Annotated in this window: 16 protein-coding genes; 6 read left to right on the top strand and 10 right to left on the bottom strand. The window is 63.8% G+C overall.

Going from position 1 to position 16,464, the window contains the following annotated elements; translation table 11 throughout:
* The first annotated feature begins 277 nt into the window (after nt 1–277).
* Entirely contained in the window at nt 278–487 is a 210-nt protein-coding gene (locus tag PAN31117_RS10105) for a hypothetical protein (protein ID WP_039393813.1), read from the top strand.
* A 242-nt stretch (nt 488–729) separates the two neighbouring features.
* Nucleotides 730–1,218, top strand: a complete 489-nt coding sequence (locus tag PAN31117_RS10100) for an Lrp/AsnC family transcriptional regulator (RefSeq protein WP_150738094.1) — start codon at nt 730–732, stop codon at nt 1,216–1,218.
* An 81-nt stretch (nt 1,219–1,299) separates the two neighbouring features.
* Here the strand turns inward: PAN31117_RS10100 and PAN31117_RS10095 are convergent, their stop codons facing one another.
* The 9 genes from PAN31117_RS10095 to PAN31117_RS10055 all read right to left on the bottom strand — a co-directional run bounded on the left by PAN31117_RS10095 (nt 1,300) and on the right by PAN31117_RS10055 (nt 8,936).
* On the bottom strand, nt 1,300–1,956 hold the full coding sequence (locus tag PAN31117_RS10095; RefSeq protein WP_039393809.1) for a GNAT family N-acetyltransferase: 657 nt from the start codon (nt 1,954–1,956) through the stop codon (nt 1,300–1,302).
* 242 nt (nt 1,957–2,198) lie between these two features.
* Complete coding sequence (locus PAN31117_RS10090; RefSeq protein ID WP_150738093.1) at nt 2,199–2,855, bottom strand: TetR/AcrR family transcriptional regulator; 657 nt, start codon at nt 2,853–2,855, stop codon at nt 2,199–2,201.
* 9 nt (nt 2,856–2,864) lie between these two features.
* Complete coding sequence (locus tag PAN31117_RS10085; protein ID WP_150738092.1) at nt 2,865–3,653, bottom strand: DUF1835 domain-containing protein; 789 nt, start codon at nt 3,651–3,653, stop codon at nt 2,865–2,867.
* Between the two features lie 140 nt (nt 3,654–3,793).
* Nucleotides 3,794–4,882 (bottom strand): 1,2-phenylacetyl-CoA epoxidase subunit PaaE, encoded by a 1,089-nt coding sequence (paaE, locus tag PAN31117_RS10080; RefSeq protein WP_150663557.1) that lies wholly within the window; start codon nt 4,880–4,882, stop codon nt 3,794–3,796.
* A 56-nt stretch (nt 4,883–4,938) separates the two neighbouring features.
* A complete protein-coding gene (paaD, locus tag PAN31117_RS10075; RefSeq protein ID WP_150663556.1) occupies nt 4,939–5,547 on the bottom strand; it encodes a 1,2-phenylacetyl-CoA epoxidase subunit PaaD in 609 nt (202 codons plus the stop codon).
* A gap of 16 nt (nt 5,548–5,563) precedes the next feature.
* Nucleotides 5,564–6,367 (bottom strand): 1,2-phenylacetyl-CoA epoxidase subunit PaaC, encoded by an 804-nt coding sequence (gene paaC / locus PAN31117_RS10070; RefSeq protein WP_150738091.1) that lies wholly within the window; start codon nt 6,365–6,367, stop codon nt 5,564–5,566.
* A gap of 63 nt (nt 6,368–6,430) precedes the next feature.
* Nucleotides 6,431–6,727 (bottom strand): 1,2-phenylacetyl-CoA epoxidase subunit PaaB, encoded by a 297-nt coding sequence (gene paaB / locus PAN31117_RS10065; protein WP_039393802.1) that lies wholly within the window; start codon nt 6,725–6,727, stop codon nt 6,431–6,433.
* A 45-nt stretch (nt 6,728–6,772) separates the two neighbouring features.
* On the bottom strand, nt 6,773–7,780 hold the full coding sequence (gene paaA, locus PAN31117_RS10060; protein ID WP_039393800.1) for a 1,2-phenylacetyl-CoA epoxidase subunit PaaA: 1,008 nt from the start codon (nt 7,778–7,780) through the stop codon (nt 6,773–6,775).
* 187 nt (nt 7,781–7,967) lie between these two features.
* A complete protein-coding gene (locus tag PAN31117_RS10055) occupies nt 7,968–8,936 on the bottom strand; it encodes a GlxA family transcriptional regulator (protein ID WP_150738090.1) in 969 nt (322 codons plus the stop codon).
* Nucleotides 8,937–9,193: 257 nt separating this feature from the next.
* Between PAN31117_RS10055 and PAN31117_RS10050 the strand changes: the two genes are divergently transcribed.
* The 4 genes from PAN31117_RS10050 to PAN31117_RS10035 all read left to right on the top strand — a co-directional run bounded on the left by PAN31117_RS10050 (nt 9,194) and on the right by PAN31117_RS10035 (nt 14,264).
* Complete coding sequence (locus tag PAN31117_RS10050) at nt 9,194–9,907, top strand: M24 family metallopeptidase (protein WP_150738089.1); 714 nt, start codon at nt 9,194–9,196, stop codon at nt 9,905–9,907.
* 165 nt (nt 9,908–10,072) lie between these two features.
* Nucleotides 10,073–10,597, top strand: coding sequence for a sigma-70 family RNA polymerase sigma factor (locus PAN31117_RS10045; protein ID WP_150738088.1), 525 nt, complete (start codon nt 10,073–10,075; stop codon nt 10,595–10,597).
* The gene (locus PAN31117_RS10040; protein WP_246189009.1) at nt 10,594–11,592 is read left to right on the top strand and encodes a FecR domain-containing protein; all 999 of its coding nucleotides are present in this window, start codon (nt 10,594–10,596) and stop codon (nt 11,590–11,592) included. The genes PAN31117_RS10045 and PAN31117_RS10040 overlap by 4 nt, the downstream gene beginning before the upstream one ends.
* Before the next feature lie 146 nt (nt 11,593–11,738).
* Nucleotides 11,739–14,264, top strand: coding sequence for a TonB-dependent siderophore receptor (locus tag PAN31117_RS10035; protein ID WP_150738087.1), 2,526 nt, complete (start codon nt 11,739–11,741; stop codon nt 14,262–14,264).
* Between the two features lie 113 nt (nt 14,265–14,377).
* On the opposite strand, the gene PAN31117_RS10030 is transcribed toward PAN31117_RS10035, so the two are convergent.
* Nucleotides 14,378–16,024, bottom strand: coding sequence for a phospholipase D family protein (locus tag PAN31117_RS10030; protein WP_150738086.1), 1,647 nt, complete (start codon nt 16,022–16,024; stop codon nt 14,378–14,380).
* Between the last annotated feature and the right edge of the window lie 440 nt (nt 16,025–16,464).

Below are 16,464 nucleotides of genomic sequence, written 5' to 3'. Positions count from 1 at the left end.
ACAGGTGCGGCATTGAGCCGCTTCCTTGCTTTAGGAATCGTCCCCAAAATGGCGGCATTGTGTCGCGATTATGTCGGCAACCGTACGCTTGTCGGTGCCTTCTGACACGGGGGTAACAACGTGTAACGGTGCGGGGCGAACGGGAACGTAGCGGGCAGAATGCTCACTAATGCGTTACCCGGTGCGTGACAAAACCGTTATCGTCACCTCGGGCACATTCATAGCGTGCTGTGAAAGCACGCAGCAACAATAAAGCGACACGTAAGAAGGAGTCACTGTGAATCAACGAAACATCGCCAAATTCCTGCTGGTTTCCGCTTCGTTCCTGACCCTGGAAGTGAGCGTCGCCCGCGCCGACGAATTGGCGCGCGACAAGACGGCCGAACCTACCCCCATTACGCAGCAGCGCACCACCCAAACGCCGCAGCGTTACGAAGGCCCGCTCGACCAGCGCACGATCGACCCGCGAGAATTTCAGCGCCGATAATCCCTTCGGCCCGATCCACCCGAATCGACCGCCGAGCGGCTACGTCGGCGATCCATTCAAAACTCTCAGTCATTGACGGACACAGGGCGCAGCCGGAAGCGGCGGGCGCCTTTTTCTTGCACTCTTTCTTGATTCTCATCCGCTGTAATCTCCCGTAATCGGCTATTTTTGATACCAACTTCCTGATAAGTGGGTTTATGCGCAATAATATTGCGCATAAATAGCAAAAACAGGGAGGGGGTATGTCAAAGCTGGAGCTGGACAAGATCGACCGGCGGATTCTCGCATTGCTGCAAAGCAACGGGCGTCTTTCCAATCTCGAAATCGCCGAACAGGTGCGGCTCTCGCCGAGTCCGTGCCTGCGTCGCATTCGTCGCCTTGAAGAGGCTGGTGTGATTCGCGGCTATGTCGCCTTGTTGGAGCCTACACGGCTTGGACTCGGACTGCTGGCCTATGTGAATGTGCGACTCGACAAGCGTCACCCGGGCGACGGGGAGGGCGGTTCGGTGATCGAACATTTCCGTAGCGTTGTCGATTCGTGGTCCGAAGTCGTCGGCTGCTACGCGATGGCGGGCGACATGGATTATCTACTGCGCGTGCATGTGCGCGATATGACGCATTTCTCGCGCTTCATGCAGACGCAACTGCTCGTCCACCCGAGCGTGGTGGACGTCAAAACCAGCTTCGTGCTCGATCAGTTGAAGGAAACGACGGCGCTGCCGTTGCCCTGAGTCGCGCTCGACGAGCGAAAGCAAAAAACCCGGCCGAGGCCGGGTTTTTTCATGGGCGACGCCGAAGTGTTAGACCGGGGTTCAGGCCGCGCGCTGATTCGGCAGCAGCGCACCGACCAGACGACGCGCGTTGCGCAACTGACGCTTGAGCGCGTAATCGAACGCGGCGATCTGGTCCTGCATCATTTCCGAGAGCATCGACTGCGTGTCGGCCGGGGGCAGGCTCAGGTAGCCGTCTGCCTCGCCGTAGGCAAAGTTGATCTCCATGCCAGCCTTCTTCGCAATGCGCATCATGCGGGCGTTGCGCGAGAGGCAGTGCATATACAGTGTGTCGACGCGCTTGTTGCGGCAATGGATCGCAGCACGCTCGAACAGGCGCGAGCCGATGCCCAGGCCACGGGCCGATTCGAGCACCGAGACACCGAACTCCGCGACACGGCCGTTCTTGCCTTCCGGCAGTTGAGCGACGTGAGCCACGGCGACGAGCGCGAGATTGTCGTCATAGACGCCAAAGACGCTGTCACGGGAGAAATCGAGACTGGCGACGTAGCGCGTGATGATGTCGTCGGAGACGGCCTGACCGAAGCGCAGCAGGCGGTCTTCTTCGCCGAGCGCCAGGAAGTGGCGCTGGAGTCGATGGATGTCGCCGGACGTCAGCTCGCGAATCAACACGCTCGACCGCTCGTTGGCGGCAACCGTCGCGCGTGCGACGTCGGGCGTGTGGTTCGGGGCAGTCATGGCGTAATCCTTGGGTAATCTTTAGTGCGTCCACCTGATTGTGCGACGCAAAAGAATTATACCCGAAGGGCTAGGTAAAAACCCTAGGAAATTAAGTCGCGACCGTGGAGGGAAGTGTCTAAGTCTCTGAAGAATGGCGTCTTTTCTGGATTTCTCATCCGATGACTCTTCTATAAGAGTTGCTGCGCGGCAACAAAAAAGGGCGATAATTCGCCCTTTTAATAAGTGAGCACTAACTCCGATTATGGCTTCGAGGGCATCGCCGGGGCCGGAATGGCGGCTTCGATGCCGTCGGGCAACGGGGCTGCGAGGCCATGTTCGAGCACCGCAATGACTTCGTTGGCGAAGTCGCGATAACGCATGCGGCCGCCCGGTTTGAGCCACGTGAAGGTCCAGTTGATCATGCCGAACAGCATCATCGTCAGCGCCGTCTGATTGTGCTTTGCGACCCGGTCGGGGAAGGCGCGCGTGAGTTGGCGTGCAAATGCGGCGACCACGTCGCGCTGGCGGTTGAGCACGATCTCGCGTTGCTCGTCGTTCAGGAACTTGACGTCGTTGAGCAGGGCGATGTGACGCGTCTGCGACGTCTCGTATTCGTCGAGGAACGCACGGATCAGTTCGTGGAAGGTGTCGCGCTCCGACAGGCCGCGACGCTGGCCGAGCGCCTCGACCTCGGTGACGATCAGCATCAGGCGCTTGGTGTAGCGCTCAAGCAGATCGAAGAGGATGGCGTCCTTGCTGGCGTAGTAGTGATACAGCCGGGCCTTGGAGGTGCCGCAGGCGGCGGCCAGTTCGGACATCGACGTGCTCGGATAGCTCGCGCGGGCAAAGGCGTCGGCGGCGACGTCGAGAATCTGTTCGCGCTGCGATTCGTGATCGGGCGCTTTGGTACGTGCCATAAACGGGGGTTACTCCAGTCGTAAATCGCACGCGGCGGCGGCCGTAGTGTCACCGCGTAACGCGAGTCGGCCTGCCGCACCGAGCTCGCGGCAGCGCCACAAAAGAAAACTGTCGGTGGCGAAAAAACCTTCGACGCGCGGCATCATTTCGCCGAGAAATGCCGCCATCGGTGTCCAGGCAACCGGGGCGCGGGTCAGAATCTGATCGTCGATCTCGGCGAACGTCGCGCCTTCGAACGTGTTGTGCACCCAGCGACGGACCTGCGTATTCACTTGCTTGAGCGCCCGCCATTCCAGCGACAGACGGCCAATGCGCAGCAGCGAAATCGGGGCGATGCGAACGAAGCGTTCGGCCAGCACCTCCGGGGCGTACATGCCGACGCTGGTGCGGCGGTGCGCGTCGCTCCCGTTCGCCGCGCCTGTCAGGTCGCTGCCTCGCAGCACGATCTCGTTCAGGCGGGCGGGCGTGCCGCGCAGCATGAAGGCCACGCGACGCAGCGTCAACTGATCGGACGCGCTGTCGCCGTGCCAGCACACCACCGCGTTGTCACCTTCGACGAGGCGTTGCAGCGACGCCAGTTCCTCGCGCAGCTCGCCGGCGTAGTCGCGGCCGGCCGACGGCATGACGCGCTGCCAGAAAGCGGCACGCTGGCGTTCGTTCTCGTCGATCTCACGCAACGGGCCGATGGCCAGATCGTCGCGCAGAACCAGGACAGGGTCGGCGCGTTGCGCTTGCGCCATCGCCGCACGCAATTGCTGCGCGGCGATATCGCCACAGACGACATGGATGGTATTCATGCCCGGTAGTTTACGGTATTCCCGCTACCTCGGGTTGACGCTCCCGTAATGCCCGGAATAATCGACGCATTGGCGGGATTTCACGCGAGTTTCGCTCGCGTTGCCGTCGCGTTCGCACGCGACGGCAAACAGGCGTTCGATCAACGCTCGTCGTAGCTGACCACGACGCGCTCCGTGAGCGGACGCGCCTGGCACGTCAGCACGAAGCCCTGTTCGACTTCGTAGTCTTCGAGCGTGTAGTTCTTTTCCATGGCGACCTCGCCTTCGAGCACCTTGGCGCGGCAGGTGCAGCACACGCCGCCCTTGCAGGCGTACGGCAGCGACAGGCCAGCGGCGAGGCCCGTATCCAGAATGCTCTGACCTTCATACGGCTGACGCAGGCGACGCTCCTTGCCGTCCATGACGACGACCAGCTCGGCCATCGGCGTGTCGTCGGTGATGACGACCGGCTTTACACCCGCTTGCGGCGACGGCACACCGAAGCGCTCGACGTGAATCTTTTCCTTGGCAACACCGGCGGCGGCGAGGGCGGCTTCGGCGGCGTCCATCATCGGACCGGGGCCGCAGATGAAAGCTTCGTCGATGCTCGCTGCCGGAATCAGCGTCTCCAGGAACGCGCTGCACTTGTCCTGGTTGAGCAGACCGTTGAACAGCTCGACTTCCTGCGCTTCGTCCGACAGCACGTGATACAGACGCAGACGGCCCAGATACGTGTTCTTCAGGTCTTCGAGCGACTCGGCGAACATGATCGCGGGCACCGAGCGGTTGCCGTAGACGAGCGTGAACTGGCTGTCCGGCTCCGTGGCGAGCGTGGTCTTGATGAGCGCGAGCATCGGCGTGATGCCCGAGCCACCGGCGAAGCCGACGTAATGCTTGGCGTTGGTGGCCGACAGACGCGTGAAGAAGCGGCCGTCAGGCGTCATCACGTCGAGTTGCTGTCCCGGCTTGAGCTGATCGTTCGCGAAGTTCGAGAACTTGCCGCCCGGCACGCGCTTGATGCCCACGCGCAGTTCGCCCGTGGCTTCGTATTCGGGAACGCCTACGCAAATCGAGTAGGAGCGACGGGCTTCTTCACCGTCGATCTCTGTCTTGAGCGTGAGGAACTGGCCTTGCGTGAAGCGATAGGCGTCGCGCAGCGTGTCCGGCACCGTGAAGGCGATGGAGATAGCGTCGGCGGTCTCGGGCCGGATTTCGCGAATCGTCAGCGAATGGAATTGCGGGGTCGTCATTGTCAGCTTCCCAATTGGGTCAAACGCGGGGTCAAACGCGAGGTCAATCTGGCCAATCAATATGGCTTGAAGTAGTCGAACGGCTCTTGGCACGTGCGGCAAACGTAATGCGCCTTGCAGGCGGTCGATCCGAAGGCGGAGACGACTTCGGTATGCGTCGAGCCGCAGTGCGGGCACGGCACGCCGTCTTTCGGACGGCCGTAGAACGTGATCTTGCGCGGCGCGTCGGCCGACACAGCTTGCGCCCCTGTGGGCGGCGCAATGCCGTAGCCGCGCAGTTTTTCGCGGGCTTCCGGGCTGATCCAGTCCGTCGTCCACGCGGGGGCGAGCACCGTTTTGACGTGCCACGGGCCGAGGCCTGCGCGCGTCATGGCCGCTGCGATGTCCTCGGCGATCTGCTGCATCGCCGGGCAGCCCGAGTACGTGGGTGTAATCACGATCTCGAACGCCGCGCGGCCTTCGTCGTTCGTCACGACGCGCACATCGCGCAGAATGCCGAGCTCCCGAATCGACACGACCGGAATTTCCGGATCGGGCACGGCTTCGAGCGTTTGCCAGGCGAGCGGCAGCGACGCCTCCGAGGCCGGCGTGAGCACGTCGGGCGCAACGGGAGGCGTGAGCGGCAGATTCGTCATCGCGTCGGCAAACAGGTTCGTCGTAGGCATGATGTGCGCGTGTGGTTTACCAGGTGGCGCCGGGATGCTGACGGGCCAGACCCTGCATCTCGCCGAGCAGATAGCTCATGTGCTCGGAGTGATGACCGAACTTGCCCGTGCTCTCGAATGCACCGCCGACCGGCGCGGCGAGCGTCGCTTCCGCGAGCGCGTCGTTGACGGTGGCTTGCCATGCGTCCTTCAGATCGGCCATCGTCACGCCGGTACCGGCAGCGGCGACCGTGTCTTCGAGCGTGTCGCGCTTGAAGATCTCGTTCATGTACGGCACGAGATAGTCGAGCGCGGCCTGCGCGCGGCGATGCGATTCTTCCGTACCGTCGCCGAAGCGAACGAGCCAGTCGCGTGCGTGGTGCAGGTGATAGTGCGCTTCCTTGACCGACTTGGCGGCGATGGCGGCGAGCGTTTCGTCGGCCGACTGCGCGAGCGCTTGCCACACTTCGACCATCAGCGCCGAGTAGAGGAAGTTGCGCACGATGGTGACGGCGTAATCGCGCTCGGCGGCCGTGGTACCGGCGGTCGGGCCGTAGTGGGGCAGCTCGACGAGTGTCCAGTTACGGAAGGCGAATTCGTCGCGCCAGAAGGCGTAGTCGTCCTCCTGCTTCGCGAAGCCGGTAAGTTCGGTTTCGAGCTGGGCGGCGTGCTGATACAGCATGCGTGCCTGGCCGATGAGATCGAGGCTCAGGTTAGTGAGCGCGATGTCTTCTTCCAGCACGGGGCCGTGACCACACCATTCCGCGTTGCGCTGACCGAGGATCAGCGCGTTGTCGGCGAGGCGCAGCAGATAGGACAGATGTTCCTGCGTCGGTTTCATGTTCTGGGGTCTCGCTTGGGGCGCGCCATTGACGTGCGTTTCGTCACGTCGGCGCGCGGCCGCTTACATGTGGTTCACTTCTTCCGGCAACTGGTAGAAGGTCGGGTGACGGTAGATCTTGTCGGCGGCCGGATCGAACAGCTCGGCCTTGTCTTCCGGTGCCGAGGCCGTGATGGCGACCGACGGCACGACCCAGATGCTCACGCCTTCCTGACGGCGCGTGTAGACGTCGCGCGCCATGCGCAGCGCCATCTCGGCGTCGGCGGCGTGCAGGCTGCCGCTGTGCTTGTGTTCGAGGCCCATCTTGCTGCGCACGAACACTTCCCAGAGGGGCCATTCCTTGTTGCTTGCTTGCGTCATGATCGTTCCTGATGTCTTGTGAGGGCGGCGCGCTCTTGCAACCGCTTATGCCGCTTGCTTTTCGGCGCGCTGGCGCTGTTTCGCGGCGTGGGCAAGGGCGGCATCGCGCACCCAGGCGCCTTTTTCGTGGGCGGCCACGCGGGTGCCGACACGTTCCTTGTTGCACGGACCGTCACCGCCGACCACGCGCCAGAATTCGCTCCAGTCGATCTCGCCGTAGTCGTGGGCCTTGCGGGCTTCGTTCCACTTCAGATCCGGGTCGGGGAAGGTCACGCCGAGCACCTTGGCCTGTTCGATGGCGGCATCGACGAACTTCTGGCGCAGGTCGTCGTTCGAGATGCGCTTGATGCCCCACTTCATGGTCTGGGTGCTATGGATGGATTCCTTGTCGCTCGGGCCGAACATCATCAGCACCGGCCACCACCAGCGGTTCACCGCTTCCTGCACCATGTCGCGCTGGGATTGCGTGCCGCTCATCATGGCGAGCAGGGCGTCGAAGCCCTGACGCTGATGGAACGACTCTTCCTTGCAAACACGAATCATGGCGCGCGCGTACGGACCGTACGAGCAGCGGCACAGCGGCACCTGGTTCATGATGGCGGCGCCGTCGACGAGCCAGCCGATCACACCGACGTCGGCCCACGTGAGGGTTGGGTAATTGAAGATGCTGGAGTACTTGGCCTTGCCGGAGTGCAGGGCGTCGATCATCTGGTCGCGCGAGGTGCCGAGCGTTTCGGCGGCGGAATAGAGATAGAGACCGTGACCGGCTTCGTCCTGCACTTTGGCGAGCAGGATGGCTTTGCGCTTGAGGCTGGGTGCGCGCGAGATCCAGTTGCCTTCCGGCAGCATGCCGACGACTTCCGAGTGCGCGTGCTGCGAGATCTGGCGAACGAGCGTCTTGCGATACTCGGCAGGCATGTAATCCTGCGGCTCGATCTTCTGGTCGGCGGCGACGCGTGCGTCGAAGCGAGCTTGCTGCGCCTGCTCGGCCTCGCTCAGGGCTTGCACGCCCTTGGGGCTGTTGCCGGCCAGATCGATGGCTTGCGTATACATAGAGGAAGGCCTCCGCGGCATGTGGGGATATGGAACGCATTATAAACCGACCGGCCGGTCGGTCAATAAATGTTTTCCATTAGGCCGGGGAGGTGATTGGAAACACAGGAAGCTCGGGCGCACAGCCCTGTCGGAAGGGGCTGTGCGCTCAATGGGTGAAGTGCGTTGTTGGCGGAACTGCGCGGAATTACCCCTGCGACTGCCCGAAATTCTCCCGATATTGCTGCGGCGACACGCCGAAGCGGCGCTGGAAGACCTTGCGCATGTTGTGCGGGTCGCCGAACCCGCATTCCCAGGCCACCGTCTTCAGCGGGGCGTTGCCGTTCTCCAGCATCACACGCGCGGCGTCGACGCGGGCCGCGCTCACGAAGTCGGCTGGCGTCACACCCGCATCGCGTGCGAATACCCGCGAGAAGTTGCGCACGCTCATCTTCGCCACCGCCGCCAGATCGCCGACCGATAACGGCTCCGCCAGATGCTCCAGCACGTAATGCTGAACCTGTGCGACGGGCGAATTCGGTTCGGCGTAGGGCGTCAAGTACGGACTGAACTGCGACTGACCACCCGCGCGCTGCGTGAAGACGACCAGCCGCTTCGCCACGTTCAGCGCCACCTCTTGCCCGTGATCCTGCGCCAGCAGATGCAACGACAGATCGATCCCGGCCGTCACGCCTGCCGACGTGTACAAACTCCCGTCTTGAATGAACAACCGGTCGACTTCGATATTCGCACCGGGAGCGCGCTCGGCCAGCACGTCGACATCGTTCCAGTGCGTGGTCACGCGCTTGCCGTCGAGCAGGCCCGCCGCCGCCAGGATCAGCGCGCCGTTGCAGATCGAGCCGTAGCGTCGCGCGCGCGGGACCATGTCGTTCAGCCAGCGGTAGACGTTCGGCCCGAGATCATCCGTCAGCAGCGACGGACCGCCCGCCACCAGCAGCAGATCGACGTGTCCGCCAACGTCCTGATAGTGACGTCGCGGCAGCAACGCCATGCCGTTCGAGCAGGCAATGGCCCCGTGCTGCGTGCCGATGACCTCCGTCTGGTACTGATCGCCGGGCAGCAGGAAGCGATTGGCTTCGGCGAAGACGTCCAGCGGACCGCTCACATCGAGCGATTGCACGCCGGGAAACACCAGCAGGGCGACGTTACGGATCATGGCGATTCGGTGGAAGACGGTTCAGGTTGTCGACAAAGCGACGGGGAGGCACTGGCGTTGATGCGAGCCATTTTGGCAGAAAGCGGCCCATCGGCAAGCTATCGGCCGGGCGCTGGCACGGAGATGCCGCTGGTTGGCCCGATCGACCCGCTCGCGTTGCCCTGCGTGGCGCGGCGGCGATTCGAGAATGCTCTCAGCGACGGCAGCCCCGTCGCATGCCCCCCCCAAGAACAACCGTATCCACTGAGAGGTATTCGATGTCGAATCAAGCGACTTCTGCCGCCGTCCGCTATCCCGACGAAGCCTCGTTGGCCGAGCGCGTCGGCCCCGCGTTCTCCGTCGACGGCATGCTCGCCGCCCGTAACAAGACCCGTGCTGCGATTCGCGACATCGCTGCGAACGTGCGTCCCGGCATGGTCGAGGAAGATGCCGTCGCGATGGCCAAGGGCGTGTTGACGTCCGCAGGTCTGGAACTGAGCTGGCACCCGACGCGCGTTCGCTTCGGAAAAAACACGCTCAAGCCGATGCGCCAGCCGTCCGAGCCGGGCGTCGTGCTCGGTGAGAGCGATCTCTTCTTCATCGACATCGCGCCGCGTTTCGAAGCGTGGGAAGGCGACGGCGGCGCGAGCTTCGTCGTCGGCCAGCATGACGAATTCGAGCGCTGCGCCCGCGACGCCGAAGCGCTGTTTCACGACGTCCGTCAGAAGTGGCAGCGCGAAGGGTCGACCGGACAAGCGCTCTATGCCTACGCCGACGACGTCGCACGCCGTATGGGGTGGACGCTGAACTTCGACCTGCCCGGCCACCGCGTCTCGGACTTCCCGCACGCCGCGATTCACACCGGCTCGCTGGCGGAGTTCGAAACGACGCCGTCTGCCATGCGATGGATTCTGGAGATTCACCTGCGCGACCCGCAGCAGCGTTTCGGTGCGTTCTTCGAAGACATGCTGCTTGAGGACGCCTATTACTGAGCGCACGGACGGATGCCGCTGTCGCATACGCGCCACGCGTAGCGTCGGCGGCGCATGGTCCGTCCTATGCGAGTGAAACTTGTTTGCTATACTGCGAACGATTCTCATTTGCAAAACGGTGCCTGAGCCTTGCGGCCACACCTGGCCCGGGGACAGGAGGGGCGTATGCCCGCCGACGACACGCTGCAGCGCGACACTTCGCTGAACACGCTGCAGGGACTCTACAACGATCATCACGGCTGGCTTCATGGCTGGCTGCATCGCAAGATCGGCTGCTCGCATCGCGCGGCCGATCTCGCGCATGACACTTTCGTCCGTCTGCTGGAGCGCGATCCGCCACGCCTGCTGGCGTCGCCGCGCGCGTTCCTGACGACCGTCGCGCAGCGCGTCCTCTATAACTACTGGCGACGCGAGCAGATCGAACGCGCCTATCTCGACGCGCTGGCGCAACAACCCGAAGCCCTTGCCCCGTCTCCCGAAGAGCGCGCCATCGTGCTGGAGACGCTGCTCGAAATCGACCGCTGTCTCGAAGGTCTGCCACCGCTCGTCAAACGCGCCTTCCTGCTGGCGCAACTGGATGGCCTCACGCATCCCGAAATCGCCACCGCACTCGGCATTTCACTGGCGACGGTGAAACGTCACCTCGTGCGCGCAGGCACGCAGTGTTTCTTCGCGATGGGGGCGGCGTGACAAGATTCGCGACTTTCGACGCGACGATTGCGCAGCAAGCCGTCGAGTGGTGGGTGACGATGCAAAGCGGTGACGCCACCGAGACGCTGCGTACTGCATGCGCGCGCTGGCGGGCGGCGAATCCGGAGCACGAGCGTGCATGGCTTCACATCGAGAACGCCGACCGGCGAATGCGTCATGTGTCGGGCACGTTGGGAGCGGCCGTTGCGCAGGCGGCGCTGCGCGCACCCCGCTCGCGCGGACGCCGTATGGCCGTGAAGGCCATCGTCGGCGCGCTCTTTGTCGGCACCGGCGCGTGGGTCGCCAGTGATCCGATGGCGGTGCAATGGCTGCGCGCCGATGCGCGCACCGGGGCGGGCGAGCGACACACACTGCGTTTGGCCGACGGCACGACGCTCGTCCTCAATACCCGAAGCGCCGTGCGCTTGTCGATGGATGGCGACGTGCGACGCATCGGCCTCGTCGAAGGTGAAATCATGGTGACGACCGGCAAGGACGTGGCGCACGTGCCGCCCCGGCCGTTGATCGTCGCTACGGCGCACGGCACGCTCCAACCGCTGGGAACGCGTTTCGTCGCGCGTCAGGTCGATGGTGACAGCGACGCCTCCGTGCAAGTTTTTGAAGGTGCTGTGCGCGTGACGCCGCAAGGCGCACTCTCAGCTGACGCGGCGAGCGTGCGGATCGTCCGCGCAGGTGAGCAGGCGACGTTCAGCGCACGCGGCGTCGAGGCGGCGCTGCCATTGGCGGATGGCGACGGCGCGTGGGCCGACGGCATGCTCGTCGCCGTCGACATGCCGCTCGACACGTTCCTCGCCGAGTTGGCGCGCTATCGACGCGGCTATTTGCGGTGCGATCCGGCGGTGGCTTCGCTGCGTGTCTCCGGCACGTATCCGTTGGCCGACATCGACGCCATTCTCGGCGTGCTGCCGCACGCATTGCCAGTATCGGTGTCCTCCGTCACGCGGTACTGGGTGACGGTCGGACCTCGCGGATGAGGGGCCGGACGCACCCCACCTGAGTACTCGTCGGCAAACGTCCCGCCATTTTTCAAATTTCTTTACGGTCAGTGAGCTGATTCGCCGGTCTCGCGTGACAAGGGAAGTGAACCCTTCTCTCCATTGTCTGAACGAGACTTCACATCATGGCCGTCGCTTCACCTGCTCTCTCCGAACTACCGCGCGCTTTGCCGTGCACCGCTACGGGGTTGCGTCGACGCCGCGTCTGCGCCGGCGTCGCGCTGACGTTTGCGTCGTTCGCTTCGACGTTTGGCGCGGGCGTCGCCCATGCGCAGACGTCCGATCGGGCACCCGCAACGGCCAAAGTCGCCGCTGTTGGAAGGGCTTATGACATCCCGGCAGGCTCGCTCGACGCCGTGCTCACGCGCTTCGGACGCGAAGCGGGCATCTTGCTGACGTACACGCCTGCGCTGACGGCCGGGCGTCAGAGCCCCGGCGTACAAGGTCGCTTCGATGTGCCGGGGGCGTTCGGTCAGATGCTCGCAGGCACCGGGCTGACGGCGTCGCCGCAAGGGGCCGGTTACACGCTCGTGCCGCAGGCGGCCCCGGCGGCCGCGACACTGGCCGCCAGTGGCGGTTCGGGAGACGTCGCACTGCCGACGACGCACGTGCAAGGTCAGGCGTGGTCCGATGCCTACCGTCTGCCGGTGGACGCGAACGTCACGCGCTCGGACATCCCGATCCTCGACATCCCCCAGGCCATCAATGTGGTGCCGCATCAGGTGCTCGCCGACCAGCGCGCCCGCACGCTTGACGACGCGCTGCTCAACGTCAGCGGGATCGTGCAGGGCAATACGCTGGCGAGTACGCAGGACACACTGCTCAAGCGCGGTTTCGGCGGCAATCGCGACGGCTCGATCATGCACAACGGTATGCCGCTCGTGCAGGGCCGGGGGCTGAACGCGAACGCGGATTCGGTCGAAGTGCTCAAGGGGCCGACGTCGCTGCTCTACGGGATCATGGACCCCGGCGGCGTGATCAATGTGGTGAGCAAGCGTCCCCTGGTCAAGCCGTACACCGCAGTGAGCGTGGCGGGCACGACGTATGGGCACGGCAAGAACGGCGCCGAGGAGACGCTCGATACGACCGGTCCGATCGGCGATTCGGGACTGGCTTACCGGCTGGTCGTCGATCAGAACAATCAGCAGTACTGGCGCGTCTTCGGTTCGCAGCGCGAGACGCTCGTCGCCCCGACGCTTGCCTATTACGGACGCGATACGCAGGTCGTCGCTTCCTACGAGTACCGCAACTTTCTGACGCCGTTCGACCGTGGCACCGCGCTCGACCCGAAGACGAACCGGCCGCTGGCGATTTCGGCGCGCGAGCGTCTGGATGACGTCCACAACGAGATGGCGGGGCAGTCGCATCTGGCGCAGATCACCGTCGACCATCAGTTCAATCCGGACTGGAAGGCGCACTTCGGCTACAGCTACAACACCGAGACGTACGACGCGGGGCAGTTGCGCATTACCGGCGTCAATTCCACGACCGGGATCGTCTCGCGCAGTAACGACGGCACGCTCGGCTCGGACAGCACCGACAGCTTCGGTACGGCGTATCTCGACGGCAAGGTGATGCTCGCCGGCATGCGCCATGACCTGCAATTCGGCGGCGACTGGGAGTATCGACGCATTTATCGACGCGATCTGCTGCGTCAGGCCGCGAAGTGCACGTTCTCGTATCTGAATCCGGTGTACGGCTGCGAGGTGATCCCGAGTACGGTGTCCGCCGCCGATAGCGATCAGACCGATACGCTGCACGACGCGTCGCTGTTCTTCCAGGACGCCATCCATTTGACCGATCGCTGGATTGTCGTCGGCGGTGTGCGGTTGCTGACGTATAGCCAGATCGCGGGCAAGGGGCGGCCGTTCAAGGAGAATACGAACATCAGCGACTCGAAGTGGCTGCCGCGTGCGGGTGTCGTCTATAAGGCACGGGAGTATCTGTCGTTCTACGGCAGCTATTCCGAGTCGCTCAAGCCGACGTCGACCATCGCGCCGTTGTCGACGGGCGTGGTCATCGACTCGAACGTCGCGCCCGAACATGCGAAGTCGTATGAGGTCGGGGCGAAGCTCGACATGCCGAACGGGCTGAGTGGCAACCTCGCGGTGTTCAACATCGACAAGCGCAATGTGCTGGTGTCTCAGGCGGTGCCCGGGAGCAGTACGCTGGACTGGCGTACGTCCGGGGCGGCGCGTTCGCGGGGTGTCGAGCTGGATGTGTCGGGGCGCATCGGGCAGCGCTGGAATGTGATCGCGAGCTACGCATTCATCGATGCGAAGATCACCGACGATCCGATGTACACCGGCAACACGCTGGTCAACGCGGCACGGCATACGGCGTCGCTGGCAGGGGTGTATGACTGGGGGCCGGTGCTGGGCGACGGGAGCGGCAACCTGCGTCTCGGGGCGGTGGGGCGGTACATCGGGACGCGTCCGGGCGACTCGGCGAACAGCTTTACGCTGCCGGCGTACTTCGTCGCCGATGTGTTCGCGACGTACGACACGAAGATCGGACGACATCCTGTCCACTATCAGCTCAACGTGAAGAACGTGTTCAACAAGACGTACTACCCGTCGAGCGTCAGCCAGACGGTTGTGGCCATCGGCGACGCGCGCTCCGCAACGTTGTCGGCGACGTTCGAGTTCTGATCGACGGCGCAAGCTCGCTTTCTGTCGTCTCTATATAGAGATACCGCCGCACCTGGGAGACCGGGGCGGCGGTTTTACTTTGGGGGGATGGTCAGGTGGATGGGGCTAGCAGATCAGAGCAAGTCGTCGCTCGGAAGCAGCGTGAACGCGCCCGCGACGGCGTTGCGGCTGAAGGTCGCGTAGGGTTCTACGTCGAAGATGCGCGGCTTGCCGTTCTCCTCGCCGACCCAGCGAAGTGCGGGCATTGTCGGTGGCGTCGGCGTGGGCGGCGCTGTACCCGGCGGTGCCAGCTCGACCCGGAAACTGCTGCGGGGTGACGTCGCCCGGTCGAAGATGCCCGCCATACGTTCGGCGAATTCGGGGCTGTGGATGACGATCGCCAGCTCGGTGTTCAGACGTACCGAGCGAGGGTCGAGGTTGAACGAGCCGAGGACGACGTCGCGCCGGTCGATGACGTACACCTTGCCGTGCAGGCTCGCCTTCGATGACCCGCCGAACGTGACGCGGCGCGTGGGGCGCTCGCCGTCATCGGAACGGATCGGCTTGAATTCGTACAGTTCGATACCGGCTTGCAGCAGGGCCGGGCGATAGCGCGCGTATCCCGCGTGGACAGGGACGACATCGGTCGCTGCCAGCGAATTCGTCAGCACGCGGACTCTGACGCCGCGTTGCGCTAGTGTCGACAGGAACCGGACGCCGCCATCCAGTGGCACGAAGTAGGGCGAAATGATGACCACCTCGCTTTGCGCCTTCGCGGCGAGTTGACGGAGTTTGTCGGCCGGGGCGCTCTGGGTTTCGGTGGCGGGGGCGTCGAGTTTGTCCGGCGTGTCGGCGGCGAGTTCGGCGGGGGCCCAGAAGAGCGGGACTGTGCCGTCCCGCAGTCCGGCGGCGAGGGGCGGCTGGTGCAGGGCTTCGTGCCCGGCGGGGACGTTGTCGGCGTCGCGCCAGTGTTGGGCGAGGGCGTCGCGCGTGGCGTCCAGCGTCTCCTTATCGATCTTCGACTGGACTTGCTTGAGGGGATATGACTGAGGGCTCGTCCAGAAGTGGTCGAAGCTGCGGGAGATGGCCTCGACCACCGGTCCGGCGCACAAGAGGTCGAAGTCGCGGAAGGAGAGGTCGGGGTTGGCGTCGAAATATTCGTCCCCCAGATTGCGGCCGCCGACGATCGCCAGCTGGTTGTCCGCGATCAGCGCCTTGTTATGCATGCGGCGGTTGAGCTGGTCGAACTGAGTGAGGAGGTTGCCCGCCCGTTCGAGTAGCGTGGTGTCGCGGGTGCCGAAGGGATTGAAGACCCGAATCTCGATGTTCCGATGCTGGTCCAGCGCGGCGAAGGCCGGGTCGGTATGGCGACGGTTGATGTCGTCGACCAGCATGCGCACGCGCACGCCCCGGTCGGCAGCGTAGAGCAGCGACTGGAGCAGCAAACGGCCGGTGATGTCCTCGCCCGCGCTGTAGTACTGCACGTCGAGACTGTGCTGGGCAGACTGAACGAGCGCGAGACGCGTGGTGAATGCGTCCGAGCCCGTCGCGAGCAACTGGAAGCCGGATTGGCCCGGATGCGTGCGAATGGCGGGGGCGAGGGCGGTGGCCAGGTCACCCGGCGTACCGGCTGGTGTGTGGGACGTCCACGGCGACGGCTCCGGCGGTGGACGTACCGACGTGCATGCCCCGGCCAGGATGGCGAGCGGGATGAGCATCGCGACGCGCCAACGGCGGAACGGCTGGACGACGCGAAACAGAAGGGCGCGCGTTAGGAACATCTCAAACGCTCTTATTTAGAAGTAGGAGGAACGCACGTAGCCTGCGACGCAGGCCTCGCCTTTCCATATAGGGAAGCTTTCAGGAAGCATATGCGATTTCATTCGTTGCGTCGCCGGGGGCGGACCCGCTACAGTGAATCCGTCTCCTCCATGTGTCCTGTCCCATGGATCTTGGCCCGCTCACGACGCGGGCCTTTTTTTGCCCTTTTCAAATTATTTTCACAAAGTGCTTGCCAGGGTTCCGGGTTTTCACTAATATTCCGTCTCTCGCAACGACAGCGACGCAGCGAAAGCAGCGACGAAGTTGAAGCGACGGGCTGGAAAGCCCGGTGGTTAGTGGTTTTTAAGCAGGTGAGTCGCTAAGGCGGCGAACGAAGAAAGCGAAAAAAACTGTTGACGACGACGAGAAGCTGCGACATAATCTCACTTCTCTGCTGCTG

The organism is Pandoraea anapnoica (assembly GCF_902459765.1).
In the GTDB taxonomy this organism is placed as follows: Bacteria; Pseudomonadota; Gammaproteobacteria; order Burkholderiales; family Burkholderiaceae; genus Pandoraea; species Pandoraea anapnoica.
Note: the sequence above shows the minus strand (reverse complement) of the source record. Positions and strands in the feature narration are given on the sequence as shown.